This is a genomic window from Streptococcus oralis (assembly GCF_003943385.1).
GTDB lineage: Bacteria > Bacillota > Bacilli > Lactobacillales > Streptococcaceae > Streptococcus > Streptococcus oralis_CA.
The window spans coordinates 1-18252 of sequence record NZ_RJPI01000013.1 but is presented as its reverse complement, the minus strand read 5'-3'; the positions used below and the strand labels follow the sequence as shown (position 1 = coordinate 18252).

Sequence of the window (18252 nt, the reverse complement as noted above, 5' to 3'; positions counted from 1 at the left end):
CAAAGTAGTTGAATTGACTAGGAATTATCTTTCTTTTCAGGCTTCTCTTCTGATTTTTTCTTCTCTGCTTGATTGCTTGAATCAGTCGCTACCTCTTCCTTTTTAGCTGTTTTCTTTTCTTGGGTTTTCATCGGAGGAAAGAGAAATTCATAGTCTCCCTTATTCATACGAACACTTGTTTCAAAACCTGTTTTCGTATTTTGATACCTGACTTTTCCTAAGTTGAAGGCTCGTTCTCCACTTTCTTGCTCAGCCTTATCCTTACTTCGCTTGGCCATGGCAAAAGCTACCAACTTTTCTTTGTTTAGGGCAAAGTCTTTGTGATGGGCGACTTGCCGATTCAAATAAAACTGCAACAAAAGACTAAAGATAGCTGCCATGGTGACTGCATATAGGAGAACACCTGCCTTAACTTTTTGATTTTTCAACACGATAGATAAACTCTCTTTCTAAGCCTTTTTGAAACTGGAAATGAAAGCTAACCAAGTGATTTGCCTCTGTAATCTGAGCGGATTTAAGTCCATAAACCATAGGCTGATAGCCCCGGCCGCTGCTATCGGTCTTCCGAAAATCATCTAATTTAGACTTGCCTATCGAGATATCCTTACCATCCTGTTTCATGTAGATGCGATTGCCTTCCACCTTTTCAAACTGCGAACGCTCTAACTCCGCCTCCAGTTGATCCACAAACAAGAGCCACTCCTTTTGCTCGCTTTGCTGCTGGTAACGAACTTCTGAAATGAGGAGCTGACTCATAGCTTGAAAGAGGAGCAAGCCTCCGCTAATGACGATAAGGGCAATCAGAGATTCTAAAAGAGTGAACGCTCTTACCTTACTGCTCTTTAAGGTCGAGCAACTTCTCTGAACCATGGTAGACCTCCAATCCTTTTTCATTAAAATACACCTGGATCTCCACTCCATTTACCTTTACCTGATTTTGACCTGTTTGCAGAGCCATCTTAGCCACACGTAAGACTTCCTCTTTTTGTAAGACTTCTGCCTCTTCTTGTCTATTTTTCTGAATTTGTCCCAAGAGGAGGGTCGCAATGCTGGCAAAAACGGCTAGAGCAACTACCGCTTCCAGTAAAATCACTGCCCTAATTTTTTGTTTCCTTAATGCGTTTAATTTTTCCATTTCCTAGATATAATTGATAGCGAATCGCTCCTTTGCTAGTCTGAAATTCAACCTTAGCTAGAGAGGAATTGCCCCCAGCTCGGTCAAAATGAATCGTTTGCCCTGATGGTCCCTGAATTCCTTTAGGAACGGTTAATTTTTGACTGTCATTGCTGATCGTCTGTTCATCTAAATTCAAGCTGGTCTTTTGCTGACTAGCAACACTGCGTTTTTGCGTTTCCCGATAGAGTTCTTCAAACTCCATAAAGAAAATCTGCTCCTCCACCGCTGCAAAACTGGACTGAACTGAGCTGGACAAGCCCAAGGCAAGGATACTCACAAGTCCCAAAACCAAGAGACTTTCAAACATAGTAAAGGCCTTAATCTGCAACCGTTTGACTTGTTTTTTGTTTTGCATGGTAGTCTTTATAAGCTTTGGCTTGCTCAGCTGTGATACGACCGTCCGCTTGTAGTTTTCTAAGACTAGCATCTTCATTCTTGTCCAGACTATAAAGTTCTGCCTGACTTTCCACCACCTTGACAACAGCAGCTTTTCCTTTGTCATCAACGGCATCCTTTTGCTTGGTCAAGTTGGGCACAAAGAGCAAGAGAAGAACACTGATGATGAGCAAGACCACTAACATTTCTACCAAAGTGAAAGCTTGCGCCTTGGCTTTTTTTAAATTTGTCATGATTTTTTTCATTTTAAAAATTTACCTCCATATTTTGATACATGGGCATAAGCATTGCCGCATAAAGTAAAACGATAATCAGGGCCACAAAGATAAAGACCAGTGGCTGCACCAAATTCATGGTGCGGTTGACTCGGGTAAAAAAGGCTTCCCAAGTCTTTTCTGCATAGATTTCCAACTCACTCCCCAGCTTGGACTTGACTTCCCCGTACTCGATGATCAGACTCAACTCCTTCTTAAAGAATGGATAAGTCGCTATAGTCTGAGAAAATTCTTGACCATTTTGCAGGGCGTGAGCCAAATCTTGACCGATTTCTTTAAAGAGCTGGGAACCTTGTTCCCGCATGATCTGAAAAATCTGCGTCAGCTCCATCCCCTGTGAAATCATATTGCCCCATTCACGCGCGTAATAGGCCGTCAGATAGGTCTGGACAAAGATTCCAAGAAAGGGAATCCGTGCTAACATCGAGAATACCCGCATCTTGGAACTTCTTTTGTAAAAAGTGAGGGCTAAAAGTAAAGATAGAGAGCAAACCAACACTAGTCCCAGAAATATTTGTGGCAGATTGCCGATGATTTTGGTGGCGATATTGCTACTGTCCAGTTGGGGGAGCAAATAGTTTCTCAACCCCATCATGATTAGCAGGAGAAATCCCAGCAAAATCAAAGGATAGGTCGCCACTTCGATTAACTTTTTCTTGACCTTGGCCAGATTGTCTAGATACTCTTCTATCTTTCCCAAACTCAGGTGAAGATTCCCGTGAACTTCAGCTAGGGATAATTGGGTCACAATAGCACTTGAAAAACCCAAGCTGTCCATCATCTCTGAAAAGGATTTCCCCTGGGACAAGCCTTGGTGCATCTGGGCCACATAGTCCTTTTCCAGCAAGGCACTTCTCCCCAAGAAAGAAATAATTTCCACCAAATGAAAGCCACTGGAAAAAAGGTTGTTAAACAGGGTGATGATTTTCTTCTGCTTGGCTGTAGCTAATTTTTTCCGTTTCAGCCTGAAGACTTGTGATATGTCCATCTTTAAGAAGCTGATCAATCTGCTCATTCCACCTAGTTGGCTGGTGTTCTTGATAGTCTTTGTTTGCAAAGTCAACGATCCCTCCTCCCCCGATTAATCTTTGGTAACAGACGCCTTGCAAAACGACCGCTAATTCCTCCTCAGTCACACCCAACTCCAGCAGGCGTTCATAAACACCTCGGATACTCTTGGCATGAATGGTTGAAAAGACTGTCGCCCCTGTCAAACTGGCTCTGACCACTGCACGCGCCGTTTCGCTATCCCGAATTTCTCCGATAATCAAGAGATCTGGTCGATGACGCAAGGAAAGTTTGATTAGATTTTCATAGGTCAGTCCGATCGCCTCATTCAACTGCAATTGGAGCATGTCTTCCTGCTTGATCTCGACAGGATCTTCGATGGACATGACTTGCTGCCCCTTAAACAGAGACTTGGCTAATTCGTGCATCAGCGTCGTCTTGCCACTTCCGACTGGGCCTGCAAAAAGGTAGAGGCCCCGTTGCCTGTACTGCTTGCCCAGTTCTCCAATATCCTGAAACCAGAAATGCAGATCCTGCTCCTCATCGTGTAACAAACGAATGACCAAACTCTCATGCCCCCGATAATCTCCCACGGTGGACAAACGCAGAGAAGAAACCTTCTCGTCATACTGATAATCACAAGAACCCAGCTGACTGCGACGCTTTTCTCCTACATTCATCCCAGCCACAAACTTGAAATGACTAATCACAGCAGCAAATTTTTCAAAATCATAACAACCAATTTTACATCTTTCGTCTCCCACTCTCATATGGAGTTCATACGCATCTAATTTAGGAACAAAATAGATGTCTTGTGCACCTTTTCTCCTAGCCGAACGAATGATCTCTTGTGCGATTTCTTGAACCATACTTACCTCCTCACCTATACTATTCGAAAAAATTGAAAAAAATAAAAAGCAACTTAAAAAGTTACTTTTTTATCTCCATTTCATACGGCAAGAACGGTGTTTTTCTTGACCTGTTTGTTTTTCGTAGCCTGGACGTAGCTTTTCATCGGGGATGACTTGCTCATCCTGTAAAAGTGCCAAAGAATGATACTGCTGCAAGTACTCATCACACTCATCACACCAGCGTTTATCAGCAGGATCCCAAAAAATAGTCATCAAATCACTCCGACTCTTATAAAGAGGATTCTTCTTTTCCAACTCAAACCAGCATAACTTATAATATTTTAGAGCATCATAATACTTGTCAAAAGATTGACTCATAATGACATCTTTTTCCCAACCTTCTATGAACCACCACGGTTCAAAGTCCCCATACATTTCTATAACACGATACATTTTCACTACTTCCTTTGTACCGTATATTATAACGAATTTTCTAGAACAATGAAAGGATTTTGCTTCACTATAGAACAATCCTCTAACTTTCTGAAGATACCTCTGAATAGAAAAGCAAAGGCTGAGTCATCACAGCCTCTGCTTTTTATTATGCTTGATAACGTTTCACACCATCTAGGTAGGTTGCTACCAATTCCAAATCTTTATCTAGTACGATAAAGTCAGCGTCATAACCCTCGCGGATTTGACCACAGACATCGTCAATGTGAACAGATTTTGCTGGGTTGAGGCTGGCCATCATGACTGCTTCATGCGGATTCGCAATTCCCCATTCGACCACATTCTTCAAACCATCTTTGAGTTTGAGGATAGAACCTGCCAAATTGCCTGTAGATTTGAGGCGAGCCGTTCCATTGGCAACCACTACCGGGAATTCTCCCAACATGTAATCACCGTCTTCCAAGCCACCCGCTGTCATACAGTCTGTGATAAGGGCAATATTTTCAGTTCCCTTCTGCTTGAGCAAAATATCACAGGCCTTTGGATCTACGTGGTGACCGTCACAAATCAATTCAGCGTAAGTATGGGGCAACTCATACATGGCACCAACCATACCGAGCTCACGGTGAGTCAACCCACGCATTCCATTGTAGGCATGTACCCAAACACTTGCTCCAGCATCGACTGCTTTTTTAGCTTCATCAAATGTCGCATTTGAGTGCCCAAGAGCAACGGTCACACCTTCGCCCGTAATCGTACGAACAAAGTCTTCTACACCTTCACGTTCTGGTGCAAGGGCAATTTTATTGAGCAAACCATTGGCTGCTTTTTGCCAAGCACGAAACTCATCCATACGAGGGTCCTTCATATAGGCAGGATTTTGAGCTCCTTTGTATTTCTCTGTGAAATAAGGCCCTTCAAAATAGATCCCACGAATCTTGGCTCCACTTGCTTCCTGATAACGAGCACCGATATTTTCAGTTACCGCAAGCAACTGCTCGTAAGAGGAAGTCAACGTCGTTGGCAAGAAGCTAGTAACACCCGTGCTAAGCAATCCTTCACTCATAGTATGAAGGGTTCCTTCGATGTTATTATCCATGACATCGACACCACCAAATCCATGAATATGGGTATCCACAAGTCCTGGGGCAATGCTATAACCGGTATAGTCAATCACCTCAGCTCCTTCAGGAATCTGTTCTACATGTTTGCCAAACTTGCCATCCACAAGTTCCAAGTAACCGCCACGACGAACTTCGTGTGGGTAGAAAAACTGATCCGCTTTAATATAATTAGGCATAATGATAACCTCCTTGATAGATTGTTTCTAGAATTTATTATGTCAATTACATTATAAACCTTTCTTTTTCATTTGTAAATGGTATAGACCTCTTTTCTGGAGATATTTTAAAAGAGCTGGATTTCTCCAACTCTTTAATTTTATTTTGATTTTACAGGCAGTTCTTGAGCATCCTTAACAGCAGCTGCAATCGTCTCTGCGTAAAGTTTAGCACCTTCTTCAATCATGTTGCTATCATTTCCAAAGTGAACTTGGTCAGTTCCAGCCCAGATTTCAGGGTGCTCCTTAGCGACCTTATTCCAGTCAGCGATGCTCACATAAGGATTCTTTTCAGCTAATTCCCGCGCATAAGCCGCATACTGCTCCACTGATTTGTAAGTTTCCTTGCTCTTGTCACCTTCATAAGGTGTTACAAGAATCAGATGGTGACCTTTGGGAAGATTTTTAACGATCGTATCTAAGTCATCTTTATAATTCTCTGGTCCGTTTACACCCGTTGCAATGACAACTGTTTTTAGAAGTACCTTGTTCTGGCTGTTATTGAGCATGATGTCATTGGCTTGCTTGGTCGTCCGACTAACCTGAGCATTGATATTTGCTTCAGGAAGGGTCTCTTGTAAGGCTGTATTAGCACGCAAGGCTACCGAATCTCCAATCAGACTCGTTCCCTCCGAAATTCCAAGTCGGCTAGCCTCTGCTTGCTCGGCCAATTTCTTCATCTGATCCAGGTTGGTTTGGGCTTGTTTAAAACCATTCACCATCAAGTCTGTTTCAAAAGCTCCAACTTGGGGAGCCACAGTTATGATAATCAAGGTAATCAAGGTAAGAATGCCAGCACCAGCAGCACTAATTGGTTTAATATGAGGTAATCGACTAATCTTCCGTATTAAAGGATTGGTCTTACCAGCAATCAATGGCTCAATAATATAGAAGGATAGGATAGCAAAGAAATAAGAAAAGATGATTGTCAGAATAACAGCAGGCAAATTACTCATCAACTGAGAAAAGATAATATAAAAAGGCCAGTGGAAGAGATAAACCGCGTAGCTAGTATCCGCTAAAAATGTAATTATCCGAGGTTCTTGTATCTCAGGCGTTTTCTCATGCAAGACACGCGCAGCAAAAATCATGATCACGGCCGCTAAACTTGCCAGTACGAAACCAAATAAATAAGCGAATAAGTAGGTGAACTTGACAAAGAAAGTCAAGAGCAATAACACCAAAAGCCCCGCAGCAAATACCAGGAGATTTTGACGAAGATCCCACATCCGATCAAACTGCTTGACTAAATCGCTCGTCTGACGAACCCCCACAACCGTCGCCAAAATGCTTCCTAAAAAGAAGGGATAGACATGGGTTAAACTTGAAAAGTAGACAGATGAATAGGAACTAGCCATTAGACTACCAATAAACATGGAGAAAAAGCTAATGATAAAAGCTCCCGCAGAAAGGAGAAAGACCATCCCTCTCAATTGACTACTAGATTTTGAGTGTTTGGATAAGAACCAAACCGCTAAGCCCCAAAGGATATAGTAGTGAACCTCAACAGCTAGACTCCAGTTGTGGACAAAGAGATGCGGAATGAACTGAGATTCATAACTTCCCCCTGTTAACATCTCATAGAAGTTGGTCATAAAACCAAGAACTCCAGCTATCTGGCCACCAATGCCAGCAACATAGTCTTGACGAACCAAGAAAGTAAAAGGCATTGTCACCAAAACCATCAGCACCACAGGTGGCACGATGCGGTAAAACCGTCTCTTAAAAAAGCCCAGCAAATCAATCTGGCTTTTCTTTCCAAACTCTTCTAAAAGGAGGGAGGTAATCAAGAATCCCGAAAATGTGAAAAAGACATCTACCCCGAAAAATCCTCCAGGAAAGATGGTCTGAAAGAAGTGGTACAGAAGCACCAGAAGTAAACCTGTAATCCTAATCAAGGAAAACCATTTAATACGCATACGAGTCTATTCTCCCTTTCGTTATACACTTTATTCTATCAAAAAAAGAAGAAAAATCCTACGAGAAAACGTAGGATTTCAGCATTCTATTTTTACACTTTAGAAATTGCGTCCTGACTTGTTGTAGCCATATTTTTCCACAAAATACTCACGAAATTCCAAAAGATTGTCATCCATGATAGCTTGGCGGACCTGCTTCATCAGGTTAAGCAAGAAGTAAAGATTGTGATAGCTAGTCAAGCGGATGCCAAAGGTTTCATCGGCCTTGAGCAGGTGACGAAGGTAGGCGCGTGTGTAATTCTTACATGTGTAGCAATCGCACTCAGGATCCAGCGGCGTAAAGTCCTCAGCAAACTGAGCATTCTTGACAACCAAACGACCTTGACTGGTCATACAAGTTCCGTTACGAGCAATACGAGTCGGTAAGACACAGTCAAACATATCCACACCACGAATAACTCCATCAATCAAGCTATCTGGCGCTCCCACACCCATCAGGTAGCGAGGTTTGTTTTCAGGTAGCAGTTGAGTTGTGAAATCCAAGACTGCATTCATCTCTTCGTGCGTTTCTCCTACTGCCAAACCACCTATAGAGTAGCCTGGAAAGTCCATGCTGACAAGGTCATGAGCTGACTGACGACGAAGGTCTTCAAAGCCTGCCCCCTGTACAATTCCAAACAAACCTTGGTCCTGTGGACGACGGTGAGCCTTCAAACCACGCTCAGCCCAACGGCTAGTACGCTCGATGGATTTCTTAACGTAGTCGTAAGGTTGGTAAAACTGAGGACATTCATCAAAGGACATCATGATGTCTGAACCTAGATTATTCTGAATAGAAATGGCTTTTTCTGGCGATAGGAACATCTTAGAACCATTGAGATGGTTTTTAAAGGTTACGCCTTCTTCTGTGATATTTCGGCTATCTGCCAGGGAATAAACCTGGAAACCACCACTATCCGTCAAGATTGACTGATCCCAATTCATGAACTTGTGGAGACCGCCTGCGCGTGCAATGAGTTCGTCTCCAGGGCGAAGCCACAGATGATAAGTATTAGACAGGATAATCCCTGATCCCATCTCCTTCAACTCCTCTGGTGACTGGGTTTTTACAGTAGCTTGGGTCCCAACTGGCATAAACATAGGCGTTGGGAAGGTGCCGTGGGGAGTGATGATTTCTCCCAGACGAGCTCCTGTGTGTTTTTCTTTCTTAATCAAACGGTATTTGATTGGTGAATCTGACATTTTCTACCTCCGAAGCTGGGAAAAACAGTCCCAGTTCATACTTTGTGCCCAAAGGCATACTGTATGATTTTATCAAAAAAACTAGGAACTGTCACGAACTATGGTATAATGAAAGAATGAAATACCAAAAAATTGATTTAAAANCCATTCGTCTGCAGACTAGGCAGTTTCAGGCTGAAAACCCCCGCCTCTTTCTCGTCTATCTCTTACCTAGCATACTGGTCATCTTATCAGGCTTTCTCAACCCCTTGGCTCGTCTCCAAGAAAGTGTTTTAGAGCAATCCTTTTTCAGCATGCTGGCGCAAGTGCTCCAAGCCTATCTCTTCCCACTAGTGGTTTCTTTTATGAGCACGATTTTTCTAGTAGGTGCTGCCTTTGCGACACTCCGACTCCTCAAGGATCCTGATACGGAACTCTCAGTAAAATCAAGCCTGACCCTCTTTGCTGAAGAGCGCTTCTCGCAAACCTTCCTGACCCTGCTCCTCAAACGTTTCTACCTCTTTTTATGGAGCATTCCAAACTTAGTAGGCGTTTATTTTCTCTTTTATAGCAATCTCTTGGCTCGGAGATTTGTCGCCCTACATCCTGAATTTCCAAAACTAGACCTCTCATCCGTTGAAACCGAGCAATTCCTTATGGCCTTTGGCCTCTACTTTTTCGCGAGCCTCATCTTGATGATTGTGGGAAACATCCTCTACGTTCCTCAACATTATGCCTACTCGCAGGTAGAATTCCTCCTCTGCGACACTCTGGATTTAGGACAGGCTAAACCCCGTCAAATCCTGAAAACCAGCCGTTTCTTGATGAAGGGTTACAAATTTCAACGCTTTGTCCTCGACTTACAACTACTCCCTTGGTACTTCCTCAACTGGATTACTTTTGGGATTGCTAGTTTTTCAATCCTTCCCTATATCCAAAACAATCACATCTTCTTTTACAGAGCCCTACTAGCCCGTAAGCGCCGAAATGGATAAGAGCATACAAAAACCAGCGTCTTTCAGGACGCTGGTTTTCTTATTTCAAAAGTAACATACTCAGCAGAGTCAAAATAGCGGGTCCACCTTGCTTCAGAATAATCTTCTTGTCTGCTGTCAGAGAACCGTAGGTCGCTGCACCAAGCACAAATAAAACAAAGATAGTCACAATTTCCAAACTTTGTGAGAAATAAATCCCGTACAAGAGAAACACACCCAGCAAAGCATTATAAATCCCTTGATTTTTAAACAGTGAACTCACCGAAAGACGAGCCAGTTCTTCCTTATCCACATTAAAGACGCGACTAGTAGTGTCTGATTGCGTAGCCACACTTTCCAAATAAAAAATGTAAAAATGCTCCAAGGCAACGATAGTTGCTAAAATAATTGTAAAAATAGACATATTCTTCTCCTTAAATTTCTATCTCTTCTAAGCCAGATATCAACTTTTCTAACAAGCGACTGAACTCTTCTCGCTCTCCTTTTGTAAGTACACTCTCCATCTGACTCTTTACGTTTATATGGTGTTGGGGAGAGTTGGTTATTAGTTGTTCTCTCGCAAAGTCTGTCACTTCCACCAAAACCTCCCTCTGGTTTTCAGGATTCCGACGTCGATTAACCAAACCTTCCTTTTCCAGAATTTTAAAGTGCCGTGTCAAGGCAGCCTGATCAATCTTCAATCTCTCCTGAACCGAAATTTGATTACATGGTGACTGATCAATTAAGAAACATAAGATTTGATAACGAGTGAGACTAATCCCCAATTGGCGTTCGAATAATTGTGTCATAGACTGATCTACTAATCGTAACTGATACAGTAAATCATGGATTGCTACCATAAACCGTTCTCCTTTAACATTGATTTATCAATAATTGACTTATTAAGTATAATGCAATCCAAAAAATAAATCAAGTAATATGCTTATATTCTCTTGAAATATTACTCACTTCCTCATATTTATCCCTTTTACCCTGAAGGAATGACACACAAAAAAGAAGCGGGAACTCAATCAGTTCCCAACTTCCATTTTAATGATTAGTTCATTGATACGTGAACGTGGTCATAGTGGTTTTCGGTTACGCTACCACGGTCTGGCATTGGATTCCATGTGTAAGCTGGTCCATATTTACTATCATATGGAGCGTAGAAACGTTGTTTCCAGATGATGTAGTTGATACCGCGGCTAGCCATATTTTGGACTGCATATTCCGCGATTTGATCTCCGAGTGCTGAACTCACTGGAACCATAAAGTCGATGGCCAAACCTTTACCATGGTCCCCACTGTCACCAGGACGGTAGCCACTAAAAGATGTGATGCCAAACAAATTGGCGATTTCTTCTTTAAAGGCTGCCGTCTGTGGTTGTAGACCAGCGTTCTCAGACTTGGCTACAGCAAGGCCTGCATAGTCAGGAGCCGCTGGAGCTGAATAAGTTCTTGAAGGAGTTTGGCTTTGCTCTGCTTGATAAGTCGAAGTTGCAGTGTCAGAAGTTGCTGTTGATGCTGCTGTTTCTTCTGTTGCACTTGTTCCTGTTGTATCAGCAGGCGTTTCCGTTGTTAGCGCAGCTACTACTGGTGCTTCTGCTGGAGTTGTTGCTGCCGTTTCTTCGGTAGCTGGAGTCGCTGCTTGAGGAGCTTCTTCTTCAACTGGGCGAGTTGTTTCTGCTACTGGTGCTTCCGCTGGAGCCGTTTCAGGTGTTTCTTCAACTACAGGTGTTTCTGTAGATGGTGTCTCTTCAGCAACTGTCGCTGTCTCAGAAACTTCTGAACTTGACGCTACTTCTGTTGTTTTTTCCGTCTCGGTTGCAGTTGGAGCTTCCTCAATTGGTTGAGAAAGATCTTCTACTTGAACTGTTTGTTCATCGACTGTTACTTGATTCGTCGTCAAATCTGCTGTCGCAGTCATCACTTCTTCACTAGCATCTGATTGAGGAGCTTGGATTTCAACTTCCGTTACCTCTTCTTCCTCATTGACAGTTGTAGTGAGGACAGTATCTGGGAAAATCAAGTCCATATTGGTGATTTTGTTCAAATTAGCAAGAACTGTGACATCTACACCCAAGGCTTCTGCAATGGTGCTCAAGGTATCACCATACTGTACTGTATAGCTTGTTTTGTTGTCCGTTTTAGTCAAATCGTTTTGGATTTGCTCAACACTACGTGCAGTCCAAAGGACTTCTTCTGCTTGGGTTGCCAATACTGGGGCAAATGACAAGGCTACTGTTGAGACTAAAATCATTCTTTTCTTCATTCGTTCATATTCCTTTCAAATGAGTACCTGTCTATCATAACACAAAAAAAGCTGAAAAAAAGCCCTCTCGGGCCTATTTAACAGAACTGTCCATTCCTTGTAACAAACTCGATTACTTGAAATAGTTTGTTAGCTTTCTGTCACGCAACTGACACAATTTTTTATTCCCCAGCATCAAAAATGTGGGGAATATCTGCCAACGCTTGAATCCTGTGATTTCCTTCATAAGAAGACTCTAGAAAGTTAATGCTTTGAATGCTGCTATTCTGGGCAAATTCCACATCCAAAATCCGATCCCCTATATAATAGGTATCCCTAGGATCCAACTTATACTTGTCTAGCAGATATGTCGCCGCTTCTGGACTGGGCTTACGCGCAAAACCGCTCTGACTGGTTAGAATCTCTGTAAAATAACATTCCAAACCCAAGTCTCTTAGAATAGCGAAAGCATTGTCCCCCTTATGAGTATAGACAAACTGCTGAATCCCTGCTTGGTCTGCCCAAGCTAGCACTTCACGCGCACCTGGCATCAAAACTACCTGGGCATTCTTCTCAGACAGGCTCTGGGCACGCACCTGATTGAGCACTTCCGCATCCAGATTTCTCTCTTCTGCCACCTGCTCCAGCAAATCCTGCACCGAAAATTTGAGGATAAACTCTCTCACTTTCTCCTTATCATAAGGAATAGCAAACTGACCAAAAGTCTCCTCAATCCCTGATAAAATCGCTTCGTAAGAGTCCAATAAGGTCCCGTCTAAATCCCAAATAAAGGCTACTTTTTGCATCTCCTATCCTTTCAACATCATATAACGCTGGTAACGATAACGTAGAAATAACCAGCGAAAACCATTATCCAAAAGGGTTCCTGCCCAAATACCAGGCAAGCCCCAACCAAGAACAATGCCCATCAGATAGGCTGTCCCGATACGGATACACCACATCCCGATACTTGTCGCATAAAAGGGGAGACGAGCATTTCCCAAGCCCTGCCAAACCGCCGTATAAATAACTGTCCCTGTCGTCATAGGAGTTCCTAGTAGAGAGAAAAGTGCCACCAAAACACTAGCTTCGACCGCTACAGGATCGGTCGTATAGAGATGGGTCAGTGGTACCCCTAAGGCATAGATACTGAGAGTTAAGGGCAACATGAGAAGTAGAGAAAGCCAAAAGGTTTGTTTGCTTACCTCGTCTACTCTTTCCCAGTTATCCTCTCCAACTGCTCGAGCCACCTGCATGACCGTCGCCGTAGCGACGCCAAAGGCAGGCATGTAATTAAACTGGGTCAAAACTTCTCCGACTGCATTTCCCGCTACTACCTCCGTCCCAAAAGAGACGACCAAGGCAATGATCACTACATCTCCAGCCCGCATCATGAGACGTTCTCCTGCCGCTGGCAAAGCCAAGATCAATAGTTCCTTATCTAAACCAAAAGTTGGTTTCTCAAAAGGTAGCTTTAATTGCGACCACAAAATCACCAGACCGACTAAGCGAGACAAGATAGTCCCCCAAGCAACACCCTCTATCCCCATGTCAAGGATAAAAATAGCTAGACTGGAAAAGAGAATATTCAAGGCATTGGATAAAAGACTAACATAGAGGGGGAGACGAGGATTATGCGTTGCACGAATCAAGGCGCCCAAACTGGTCATAAAACCCAGAAGAACAATCGAACCACCTACTAAAGAAAGGTAGAGCCCTCCACTTTCGGCCACAGCCTGATCAGTCCCCAAAAGTTCTATCATCTCTTGACCAGCAAAGATGGACAAGGCCCCTAAAAGCAAACTCAACAGCAAGGTAATCTTCAACGCCTCAGTCACATGGTAGGCTAGCTTAGACTGATCTTTCTGCCCCAAACTTTTTGAAATAACACTGGAAATAGCAGCACCCAGAGCGATGAAAATCGCCTGATAAATCGTGATAATATTGCCAGCCACTGAAACACCTGAAATAGCGATTAAGCCCAAGTGAGCGACCAAGTAACTGTCTACCATTCCCATGAGCATCTGCAAAAAGTTTTCCCCCATAGCTGGCAATGCAATATTAAGAATGTCTTTATTTTTCCTAAACAATCCTTCCTCCTGATGAAAAGAAACTCAGTTGATTTCCCAACCGAGTTTACTTCCTCTGTCTTAAAGTCCTAGATAAGCCTCAACCGCTGCTTGCATGTCAGTAGCTGCCACTGTTGTCTTGTGACGAACTGGCGCGGTTTCAAGGCCGTCAACTGCTGGTGGCACTGCTACTCCTGAAATGTCATGTAATTGAGCCAAGGCTTCAAAGTCAGTTAAGCCTACTTTTCCTGTTACAGCTTCTACTGCAACTACTGGGAACTTGTATGGACTAGCTGTTGAAGCAATCACGGTCTTGGTTACATCGCCAGTAGCCGCTTGGTATTTTTTATAAACTGCTGAGGCAACCGCCGTATGTGGATCCTCGATATAAGAATCTGACTCATAAACACGCTTGATTTCTGTTGCCGTTTCTTCCTCCGTCGCATATTCAGCTGCAAAGAGTTCCAGAATCGCTGCATCAAAGTCTGTCAATTCATATTGTCCTTGTGTACTCAAGGCGTTCATGAGTTCAGCTGTCTTAACCGCATCATTCCCCAAAAGATGGAAAATCAAACGCTCCAAGTTTGAAGACACTAGAATATCCATGGATGGGCTAGTTGTGACCTTAAACTCACGTTTCTTGTCGTAAACACGTGTTTTAAAGAAGTCGGTCAAAACATTATTATCATTTGAAGCACAGATCAATTTATCAACTGGTAGGCCGATTTGTTTAGCATAAAAGGCAGCTAAGATATTGCCGAAGTTCCCTGTTGGTACTGTGAAGTTGACCTTTTCACCAGCCACAATCTCACCAGACTTAACCAACTGGGCATAGGCATAGACATAATAAACAACCTGTGGTACCAAACGACCGATGTTCATAGAGTTAGCTGATGAAAATTGCAACTTGTTCCCTGCCAATTTTTCACGGAGAGCTACATCGTTAAACATATGTTTCACATTTGTTTGCGCATCATCAAAGTTTCCATCAATAGCGATAACATGAGTATTGTCTCCAGTTTGAGTGGTCATTTGTAACTCTTGTACCTTGCTGACACCATCCTTTGGATAAAAGACGATAATCTCAGTACCAGGTACATCCGCAAATCCAGCCATAGCTGCTTTCCCAGTATCACCCGATGTCGCTGTCAAAATGACGATTTTGTTCTCCAAACCATGCTTTTTAGCAGCAGTCGTCATAAAGTATGGCAAGATGGACAAGGCCATATCTTTAAAGGCAATCGTAGAACCATGGAACAATTCCAAGTTGTATTGCCCATCCAGTTTCACCAATGGCGCAATAGCTGGGGTATCAAACTTGCTATCGTAGGCATTGTTGATACAGTAATCCAACTCCTCAGCTGTAAAGTCATCTAAAAATGCTGACAAAACTAACTTAGCCACTTCTTGGTAAGAAGCATCTTTCAATTTTTCAAAGTCCAAATCTACTTTTGGATAAGTAAGAGGTGTAAATAGACCACCATCCGTCGCCAAACCTTGTAAAATAGCTTGGCTGGCAGTTACTGTATTATTGGCATCACGCGTTGATTGATAAACTAATGTCATGAATCTCTATCCTTTATCTATAGTCTCTTCCATTATATCATGATTTTTCAGAAAATTCTCCCTTTATAAGGGAAATTATAGGCCCAATTCTTCTTTCAAAGGCTGTAAATAGGTCATTTCTTGCTTGCCTCTCTTCTCCAGTCCTTCCTCGGCTAGAAAGAGTAATTCTTTTGAAAACTCGACAATTGCAGTTTCTTCCTCATCTGTTAGCCTTTTCTTAGAAAATTGTCGCCTCAATGACTTGTAATCACGACCAAATGTGATAAAAAATGGAGCAGCTCGCAAGTAAGCTTCTAACTTATCTAAATTAACTAATAATCCCAAGTGAAAGGCAGCAGAAGCAAAAGTCCTATCAAGCGGCTGAGTACACACACTACGAAACTCAATAGTCCCTCTAGTTGTTAAGTCTTGGTACTGGTAACTACGGTGTGTCTGAAAGTCCTTCTCCTGAGGATAGATTAATACTTCATCCCCATTAAGGGTAAATGCCTGGATTTCAGGTGTAGTCAAATAGTTCCTAGCCTGAACAGGATAAAAATAATAGGTCTGCCCATCACGCTCCGCTGTGAAAATCGCAGAATGATCTAGATAGTCAAAAAAATCCTCCTCATCCTTAAAGAGTCTAGCATTGACACCTACATTCTCTGGATAGATACCATGCATAGATTCTTCCCAAAAAATATCTCTCGAAATTTTGGTATCCCAATCTGCCCCTGAAAACTCAGAATTTGCAAACAAATAAGCTTTTGCTGCTTCAATTTGAGTAAAAGCATTGATAACACGCAGAAAGTTAGACTTTGAAACGTCCAGTTGAACCTGACTTCCACAGATAAAGGCACCATACTCAGGGAAATGATGTAAATCTGATTTAGTTACATTTCTACTCAAATTCAGATAATCCATCAACATCTGATAGCGGGGATAATCCACTGGACAATTCTCATTTTTATCCCAGTTGGGATGAATGCCGCAGCCAACAATAGCATGATTAGCTTCACCCAACTTATTCTGAATCGTAGCCATATAGAAGTTAAAGCGTTCTTCTACCTCTTGGATAGATTTAGCCCTACCAAAGGCAAACTCAACGGTCGTATAAGCAACTTCAAATAAGATTGTATCCCGACTGACCGGATCTAGTAACTGAATTGGATTCCCAAAATCATCAACTTTCTCAACTGTAAACTTCAGAACAGAAGATAAATACCAAAACAGTTCCTTAACAACCTCAATATCCGTAGCCTTACCCTCTAAATTTACAACAGGATACTCCAGCTCAACCCCAACAAATAAATCAGGCTTCTCTTTTATATTTTCTAAGTAGCGCTTCTTAAGCAAGTCAACCGAACGAGACATTAACCACCAAACTCTTTCATAATCTACATAAAATGTGAATAAGTAATATTATACCAAAAACACACTAAAAATGATTAGAATAAGAAGAAAAAGATCATTCATCAGTTATCTGTACTTAAAGAAAAATATCAAAATCTTCACTAAATCAAAAAACAAGGTCCGAAAACCTTGTCTTTCATACTATACCGGCGGCCGGGGTCGAACCGGCACGTCCTTGCGGACACTGGATTTTGAGTCCAGCGCGTCTGCCAATTCCGCCACGCCGGCAAATAGTAACTGGGGTAGCTGGATTCGAACCAACGCATGAGGGAGTCAAAGTCCCTTGCCTTACCGCTTGGCTATACCCCAATAATATAAAATAGGCGAGTGATGGGGATCGAACCCACGCATGCCAGAGCCACAATCTGGTGTGTTAACCACTTCACCACACCCGCCATAATTCTATAAACACGGGCAGTAGGAATTGAACCCACACTGAAGGTTTTGGAGACCTTAGTTCTACCTTTAAACTATGCCCGTAACTAAAGGAATGGAAGGGGAGGGATTCGAACCCCCGAACCCGAAGGAGCGGATTTACAGTCCGCCGCGTTTAGCCTCTTCGCTACCCTTCCTAGTCATAAGTATATGGCGCGAGACGGAATCGAACCGCCGACACATGGAGCTTCAATCCATTGCTCTACCAACTGAGCTACCGAGCCAAATTGCGGGAGCAGGATTTGAACCTACGACCTTCGGGTTATGAGCCCGACGAGCTACCGAGCTGCTCCATCCCGCGTTAATAATAAAAAGGAGGATGTGGGATTCGAACCCACGCACGCTTTTACACGCCTGACGGTTTTCAAGACCGTTCCCTTCAGCCAGACTTGGGTAATCCTCCAAAAATAGTCCGTACGGGATTCGAACCCGTGTTACCGCCGTGAAAAGGCGGTGTCTTAACCCCTTGACCAACGGACCATATTCATAAATGGGCACGAGTGGACTCGAACCACCGACCTCACGCTTATCAGGCGTGCGCTCTAACCACCTGAGCTACGCGCCCAAGTTAAAAACTTGGTAATTTGAACAAAGTTCAAAGCGGGTGACGAGAATCGAACTCGCGACAACAGCTTGGAAGGCTGTAGTTTTACCACTAAACTACACCCGCTAAAATGGGAGTTAACGGGATCGAACCGCTGACCCTCTGCTTGTAAGGCAGATGCTCTCCCAGCTGAGCTAAACTCCCAAAAAGGAAGCCTCTAAACTTCCTATTCTGCTAAGCGACTTCCATATCTCACAGGGGGCAACCCCCAACTACTTCCGGCGTTCTAGGGCTTAACTGCTGTGTTCGGCATGGGTACAGGTGTATCTCCTAGGCTATCGTCACTTAACTCTGAGTAATACCTACTCAAAATTGAATAATA

General features: G+C 43.0%; 19 protein-coding genes, 12 tRNA genes and 1 rRNA gene. 1 reads left to right on the top strand and 31 read right to left on the bottom strand.

Going from position 1 to position 18252, the window contains the following annotated elements; all coding sequences use genetic code 11:
- Positions 1 to 17 precede the first annotated feature (17 nt).
- The 11 genes from comGG to tgt all read right to left on the bottom strand — a co-directional run bounded on the left by comGG (position 18) and on the right by tgt (position 8660).
- A complete protein-coding gene (gene comGG, locus D8803_RS08785; RefSeq protein WP_061419447.1) occupies positions 18 to 431 on the bottom strand; it encodes a competence type IV pilus minor pilin ComGG in 414 nt (137 codons plus the stop codon).
- Positions 409 to 870, bottom strand: coding sequence for a competence type IV pilus minor pilin ComGF (gene comGF, locus D8803_RS08780; protein ID WP_061419443.1), 462 nt, complete (start codon positions 868 to 870; stop codon positions 409 to 411). Before comGF ends, comGG begins: the two co-directional genes overlap by 23 nt.
- Positions 833 to 1135, bottom strand: a complete 303-nt coding sequence (gene comGE, locus D8803_RS08775) for a competence type IV pilus minor pilin ComGE (protein ID WP_081102485.1) — start codon at positions 1133 to 1135, stop codon at positions 833 to 835. The genes comGF and comGE overlap by 38 nt, the downstream gene beginning before the upstream one ends.
- Positions 1098 to 1532 (bottom strand): competence type IV pilus minor pilin ComGD, encoded by a 435-nt coding sequence (comGD, locus tag D8803_RS08770; protein WP_061419437.1) that lies wholly within the window; start codon positions 1530 to 1532, stop codon positions 1098 to 1100. Before comGD ends, comGE begins: the two co-directional genes overlap by 38 nt.
- Complete coding sequence (gene comGC, locus D8803_RS08765) at positions 1495 to 1818, bottom strand: competence type IV pilus major pilin ComGC (protein ID WP_131200862.1); 324 nt, start codon at positions 1816 to 1818, stop codon at positions 1495 to 1497. Before comGC ends, comGD begins: the two co-directional genes overlap by 38 nt.
- 1 nt (position 1819) lies before the next feature.
- Positions 1820 to 2836 (bottom strand): competence type IV pilus assembly protein ComGB, encoded by a 1017-nt coding sequence (gene comGB, locus D8803_RS08760; RefSeq protein ID WP_131200870.1) that lies wholly within the window; start codon positions 2834 to 2836, stop codon positions 1820 to 1822.
- The gene (gene comGA / locus D8803_RS08755) at positions 2757 to 3725 is read right to left on the bottom strand and encodes a competence type IV pilus ATPase ComGA (RefSeq protein ID WP_131200861.1); all 969 of its coding nucleotides are present in this window, start codon (positions 3723 to 3725) and stop codon (positions 2757 to 2759) included. Before comGA ends, comGB begins: the two co-directional genes overlap by 80 nt.
- Positions 3726 to 3794: 69 nt before the next feature.
- Entirely contained in the window at positions 3795 to 4160 is a 366-nt protein-coding gene (locus D8803_RS08750; RefSeq protein ID WP_131200860.1) for a DUF1033 family protein, read from the bottom strand.
- A 148-nt stretch (positions 4161 to 4308) separates the two neighbouring features.
- Positions 4309 to 5460, bottom strand: coding sequence for an N-acetylglucosamine-6-phosphate deacetylase (gene nagA, locus D8803_RS08745; protein ID WP_131200859.1), 1152 nt, complete (start codon positions 5458 to 5460; stop codon positions 4309 to 4311).
- 140 nt (positions 5461 to 5600) lie between these two features.
- Positions 5601 to 7418 (bottom strand): acyltransferase family protein, encoded by a 1818-nt coding sequence (locus tag D8803_RS08740; protein WP_131200858.1) that lies wholly within the window; start codon positions 7416 to 7418, stop codon positions 5601 to 5603.
- Positions 7419 to 7517: 99 nt separating this feature from the next.
- Positions 7518 to 8660: a tRNA guanosine(34) transglycosylase Tgt gene (gene tgt, locus D8803_RS08735; protein WP_061419419.1), complete on the bottom strand. Its 1143-nt coding sequence runs from the start codon at positions 8658 to 8660 to the stop codon at positions 7518 to 7520.
- Between the two features lie 116 nt (positions 8661 to 8776).
- Between tgt and D8803_RS08730 the strand changes: the two genes are divergently transcribed.
- Positions 8777 to 9634, top strand: a complete 858-nt coding sequence (locus D8803_RS08730; RefSeq protein ID WP_131200857.1) for a DUF975 family protein — start codon at positions 8777 to 8779, stop codon at positions 9632 to 9634.
- A gap of 40 nt (positions 9635 to 9674) precedes the next feature.
- Here the strand turns inward: D8803_RS08730 and D8803_RS08725 are convergent, their stop codons facing one another.
- The 20 genes from D8803_RS08725 to rrf all read right to left on the bottom strand — a co-directional run bounded on the left by D8803_RS08725 (position 9675) and on the right by rrf (position 18219).
- Positions 9675 to 10037, bottom strand: a complete 363-nt coding sequence (locus D8803_RS08725) for a DUF1304 domain-containing protein (protein WP_061419414.1) — start codon at positions 10035 to 10037, stop codon at positions 9675 to 9677.
- Positions 10038 to 10047: 10 nt separating this feature from the next.
- Positions 10048 to 10473, bottom strand: a complete 426-nt coding sequence (locus D8803_RS08720; protein WP_131200856.1) for a MarR family winged helix-turn-helix transcriptional regulator — start codon at positions 10471 to 10473, stop codon at positions 10048 to 10050.
- Positions 10474 to 10670: 197 nt separating this feature from the next.
- Positions 10671 to 11885 carry a LysM peptidoglycan-binding domain-containing protein gene (locus D8803_RS08715; protein ID WP_125416871.1) on the bottom strand — a complete coding sequence of 405 codons (1215 nt, stop codon included), beginning with the start codon at positions 11883 to 11885 and terminating at the stop codon, positions 10671 to 10673.
- A gap of 161 nt (positions 11886 to 12046) precedes the next feature.
- Positions 12047 to 12670 carry an HAD family hydrolase gene (locus D8803_RS08710; RefSeq protein ID WP_125416869.1) on the bottom strand — a complete coding sequence of 208 codons (624 nt, stop codon included), beginning with the start codon at positions 12668 to 12670 and terminating at the stop codon, positions 12047 to 12049.
- A 3-nt stretch (positions 12671 to 12673) separates the two neighbouring features.
- A complete protein-coding gene (locus D8803_RS08705) occupies positions 12674 to 13954 on the bottom strand; it encodes an MATE family efflux transporter (protein ID WP_131200855.1) in 1281 nt (426 codons plus the stop codon).
- Positions 13955 to 14014: 60 nt separating this feature from the next.
- Complete coding sequence (gene thrC / locus D8803_RS08700) at positions 14015 to 15499, bottom strand: threonine synthase (protein ID WP_131200854.1); 1485 nt, start codon at positions 15497 to 15499, stop codon at positions 14015 to 14017.
- A 75-nt stretch (positions 15500 to 15574) separates the two neighbouring features.
- Positions 15575 to 16852: a hypothetical protein gene (locus D8803_RS08695; protein ID WP_061419398.1), complete on the bottom strand. Its 1278-nt coding sequence runs from the start codon at positions 16850 to 16852 to the stop codon at positions 15575 to 15577.
- A gap of 183 nt (positions 16853 to 17035) precedes the next feature.
- Positions 17036 to 17119, bottom strand: a tRNA-Leu gene (locus D8803_RS08690).
- Positions 17120 to 17128: 9 nt separating this feature from the next.
- A tRNA-Gln gene (locus D8803_RS08685) sits at positions 17129 to 17200 on the bottom strand.
- 13 nt (positions 17201 to 17213) lie between these two features.
- Positions 17214 to 17286, bottom strand: a tRNA-His gene (locus tag D8803_RS08680).
- Between the two features lie 14 nt (positions 17287 to 17300).
- Positions 17301 to 17371, bottom strand: a tRNA-Trp gene (locus D8803_RS08675).
- 11 nt (positions 17372 to 17382) lie between these two features.
- Positions 17383 to 17463: transfer RNA gene (locus tag D8803_RS08670), tRNA-Tyr, on the bottom strand.
- Between the two features lie 14 nt (positions 17464 to 17477).
- Positions 17478 to 17550, bottom strand: a tRNA-Phe gene (locus tag D8803_RS08665).
- 3 nt (positions 17551 to 17553) lie between these two features.
- Positions 17554 to 17627: transfer RNA gene (locus D8803_RS08660), tRNA-Met, on the bottom strand.
- Positions 17628 to 17639: 12 nt separating this feature from the next.
- A tRNA-Ser gene (locus tag D8803_RS08655) sits at positions 17640 to 17729 on the bottom strand.
- A gap of 5 nt (positions 17730 to 17734) precedes the next feature.
- Positions 17735 to 17806, bottom strand: a tRNA-Glu gene (locus D8803_RS08650).
- A gap of 11 nt (positions 17807 to 17817) precedes the next feature.
- Positions 17818 to 17891, bottom strand: a tRNA-Ile gene (locus tag D8803_RS08645).
- Between the two features lie 34 nt (positions 17892 to 17925).
- Positions 17926 to 17996: transfer RNA gene (locus tag D8803_RS08640), tRNA-Gly, on the bottom strand.
- Between the two features lie 5 nt (positions 17997 to 18001).
- Positions 18002 to 18074: transfer RNA gene (locus D8803_RS08635), tRNA-Val, on the bottom strand.
- A gap of 29 nt (positions 18075 to 18103) precedes the next feature.
- Positions 18104 to 18219: ribosomal RNA gene (gene rrf, locus D8803_RS08630) — 5S ribosomal RNA — on the bottom strand.
- Positions 18220 to 18252: the final 33 nt, after the last annotated feature.

What these genes read in the sequence shown, in the direction of transcription:
- comGF (WP_061419443.1), bottom strand. Translation starts at nt 870, where the DNA reads ATGGTTCAGAGAAGTTGCTCGACCTTAAAGAGCAGTAAGGTAAGAGCG.
- comGE (WP_081102485.1), bottom strand. Translation starts at nt 1,135, where the DNA reads ATGGAAAAATTAAACGCATTAAGGAAACAAAAAATTAGGGCAGTGATT.
- comGD (WP_061419437.1), bottom strand. Translation starts at nt 1,532, where the DNA reads ATGCAAAACAAAAAACAAGTCAAACGGTTGCAGATTAAGGCCTTTACT.
- comGC (WP_131200862.1), bottom strand. Translation starts at nt 1,818, where the DNA reads ATGAAAAAAATCATGACAAATTTAAAAAAAGCCAAGGCGCAAGCTTTC.
- comGB (WP_131200870.1), bottom strand. Translation starts at nt 2,836, where the DNA reads ATGGACATATCACAAGTCTTCAGGCTGAAACGGAAAAAATTAGCTACA.
- comGA (WP_131200861.1), bottom strand. Translation starts at nt 3,725, where the DNA reads ATGGTTCAAGAAATCGCACAAGAGATCATTCGTTCGGCTAGGAGAAAA.
- D8803_RS08750 (WP_131200860.1), bottom strand. Translation starts at nt 4,160, where the DNA reads ATGTATCGTGTTATAGAAATGTATGGGGACTTTGAACCGTGGTGGTTC.
- nagA (WP_131200859.1), bottom strand. Translation starts at nt 5,460, where the DNA reads ATGCCTAATTATATTAAAGCGGATCAGTTTTTCTACCCACACGAAGTT.
- D8803_RS08740 (WP_131200858.1), bottom strand. Translation starts at nt 7,418, where the DNA reads ATGCGTATTAAATGGTTTTCCTTGATTAGGATTACAGGTTTACTTCTG.
- tgt (WP_061419419.1), bottom strand. Translation starts at nt 8,660, where the DNA reads ATGTCAGATTCACCAATCAAATACCGTTTGATTAAGAAAGAAAAACAC.
- D8803_RS08725 (WP_061419414.1), bottom strand. Translation starts at nt 10,037, where the DNA reads ATGTCTATTTTTACAATTATTTTAGCAACTATCGTTGCCTTGGAGCAT.
- D8803_RS08720 (WP_131200856.1), bottom strand. Translation starts at nt 10,473, where the DNA reads ATGGTAGCAATCCATGATTTACTGTATCAGTTACGATTAGTAGATCAG.
- D8803_RS08715 (WP_125416871.1), bottom strand. Translation starts at nt 11,885, where the DNA reads ATGAAGAAAAGAATGATTTTAGTCTCAACAGTAGCCTTGTCATTTGCC.
- D8803_RS08710 (WP_125416869.1), bottom strand. Translation starts at nt 12,670, where the DNA reads ATGCAAAAAGTAGCCTTTATTTGGGATTTAGACGGGACCTTATTGGAC.
- thrC (WP_131200854.1), bottom strand. Translation starts at nt 15,499, where the DNA reads ATGACATTAGTTTATCAATCAACGCGTGATGCCAATAATACAGTAACT.
- D8803_RS08695 (WP_061419398.1), bottom strand. Translation starts at nt 16,852, where the DNA reads ATGTCTCGTTCGGTTGACTTGCTTAAGAAGCGCTACTTAGAAAATATA.